The 2,461-nt window shown below is 68.7% G+C and carries 1 protein-coding gene; it reads left to right on the top strand.

Annotated elements, in window-relative coordinates; all coding sequences use genetic code 11:
• Positions 1-257: 257 nt before the first annotated feature.
• A complete protein-coding gene (locus ACVOK1_RS20425; RefSeq protein ID WP_481563092.1) occupies positions 258-2,336 on the top strand; it encodes a S9 family peptidase in 2,079 nt (692 codons plus the stop codon).
• The last annotated feature ends 125 nt before the right edge of the window (positions 2,337-2,461 follow it).

Here is a 2,461-nt window from a genome sequence, read left to right on the forward strand (position 1 = left end):
GGGGGGGGGGGCTCCCCCCGCCCCCGGCCGCCGCCTCGGTGCTTTTGTTCGGGGGCCCGGGCGCGGGGCTGGCGCGCCTGCGCGGGGGCGCCCCCGCCGCCCCCCGCCACTACCGTCGCACCCGCAAACCCCGCCACGGCGGGGTTTGCTTCTTCTGGCGAAGGCATCCACCCGCCCGGGCGGCCATGACCGATGGCCTTGGCAGCCGCGCCTGCACGGGCCTACCATCGGTTTTTTGCCGTCCTGCGGAGATCCCGATGAAACTGCGTCATGCCCTGCTGCCACTGAGCCTGCTGGCCGCCCTGCCCAGCGTCGCCGCTGCCCGTGGCCTGGAAGTCCGCGACATGGTGGCCATGGATCGCGTCTCCGCCCCGGTCCTGACCGCTGACGGCGGCACCGTGGTGTTCGCCAAGCGCAGCACCGATGCCAACCTCAAGTCCAGCACCGCGCTGTTCGCGCGCAACCTGCGCACCCGCGATGCGGCACCGCCGAAGCAGATCACCCCGGCCGGCTGGAACGTCAATTCGGCCTCGCTGTCGGCCGACGGCCAGACCGTGTACTTCCTCAGCGCCAAGAACGGCAGCCAGCAGCTGTACGCACAGGGCATCAGTGGCGGCACCCCGCGCCAGCTGACCGATTTCCCGGTGGACGTGGACAGCTACCACGTCTCGCCGCAGGACGACCGCGTGCTGTTCAGCGCCGGCGTGTTCCAGGCCTGTGCCTCGGACCTGGCCTGCACCGAAAAGAAGCTCAAGGACGTGGCCGACGCCAAGGCGAGCGGCAAGGTCTTCGATTCGCTGTTCGTGCGCCATTGGGACACCTGGAACGACGGCCGCCGCAACACCCTGTTCGTGGCCCCGCTGCCGACGGCCAAGGCCGGCCCGGTGAAGGGCGCCTCGGCGCTGAGCGCGACCATCGATGGCGACGCACCGTCCAAGCCGTTCGGTGGCAATGACGATTTCACCTGGTCGCCGGACGGCGCCAGCGTGGTTGCCAGCATCCGCGTGGCCGGCAAGCAGGAACCGTGGTCGACCAACTTCGACCTGTACCGTTTCGATGCCGCCGGCACGCAGGCGCCGGTCAACCTGACCGCTTCCAACCCGGCCTGGGATGCCGGCCCGGTGTTCAGCGCCGACGGCAAGACCCTGTTCTACCGCGCCATGAAGCGGCCGGGCTTCGAAGCCGACCGCTTCGGCCTGATGGCGATGGACCTGGCCAGCGGCAAGGCCCGCGAGATCGCCCCGCAGTGGGATCGTTCGGCCGGTGAGATCAACCTGTCCGCCGATGGCGCCAGCATCTACACCACCACCGACGACCTCGGCGAGCACCCGCTGTTCCAGATCGACGTAGCCAGCGGCAAGGCCACCAAGGTCATCGGCGATGGCACCGTGTCCTCGGTCAGCGTGGCCGGCAACAGCGTGGCCATCACCCGCAACAGCCTGAAGAGCAACGACCAGGTGCTGGTCGGCATGCTGCCGGCCGCCGGCCAGCCGATCGGCGAGCTGCGCGCGCTGACCCCGGCCGCTGGCGAGGTGCTGAAGGACGTCAACTTCGGCGACTTCGAACAGTTCGAGTTCAAGGGCTGGAACAACGACACCGTGCACGGCTACGTGGTCAAGCCGCACAACTACCAGGAAGGCAAGTCCTACCCGGTCGCGTTCCTGATCCACGGCGGCCCGCAGGGCAGCTTCGGCAACGGCTGGAGCTACCGCTGGAACCCGCAGACCTACACCGGCCAGGGCTATGCCGTGGTCATGATCGACTTCCACGGTTCCACCGGCTACGGCCAGGCCTTCACCGATGCGATCAGCCAGCACTGGGGCGATCGCCCGCTGGAAGACCTGCAGAAGGGCTGGAGCGCGGCGCTGAAGAAGTATTCCTTCCTCAACGGTGACAAGGCCTGTGCGCTGGGCGCCAGCTACGGCGGCTTCATGGTCAACTGGATCGCCGGCAACTGGAACAGCCCGTTCAAGTGCCTGGTCAACCATGACGGCGTGTTCGACCAGCGCATGATGGGTTACGCCACCGAAGAACTGTGGTTCACCGAGTGGGAGCAGGGCGGCACGCCGTACGAGAAGGCCGCCAACTTCGAGAAGTTCAACCCGGTCAACCACGTGGCCGACTGGAAGAAGCCGATCCTGGTCATCCACGGCCAGCAGGACTTCCGCATTCCGGTCGAGCAGGGCCTGGCCGCGTTCACCGCCGCCCAGCGCCAGGGCATCGAATCGAAGTTCCTGTACTTCCCGGACGAGAACCACTGGGTGCTGAAGCCGAACAACAGCATCCTGTGGCATGGCACCGTCAACGCCTGGCTGAAGCAGCACATCGGCGAATAAGCCGGTCCAGGGCCCCCCCCCCGGGCGGGGCGTTTTTTTCCCACCGGGGGGGGCCCCCCGGGGGGGGGCCCCCCATGTGCCCGTGGGGGGGGGGGGCCGGAGCGGGGGGGGGGGGGGCGGGCCCC

The organism is Stenotrophomonas sp. STEN087, assembly GCF_056759115.1.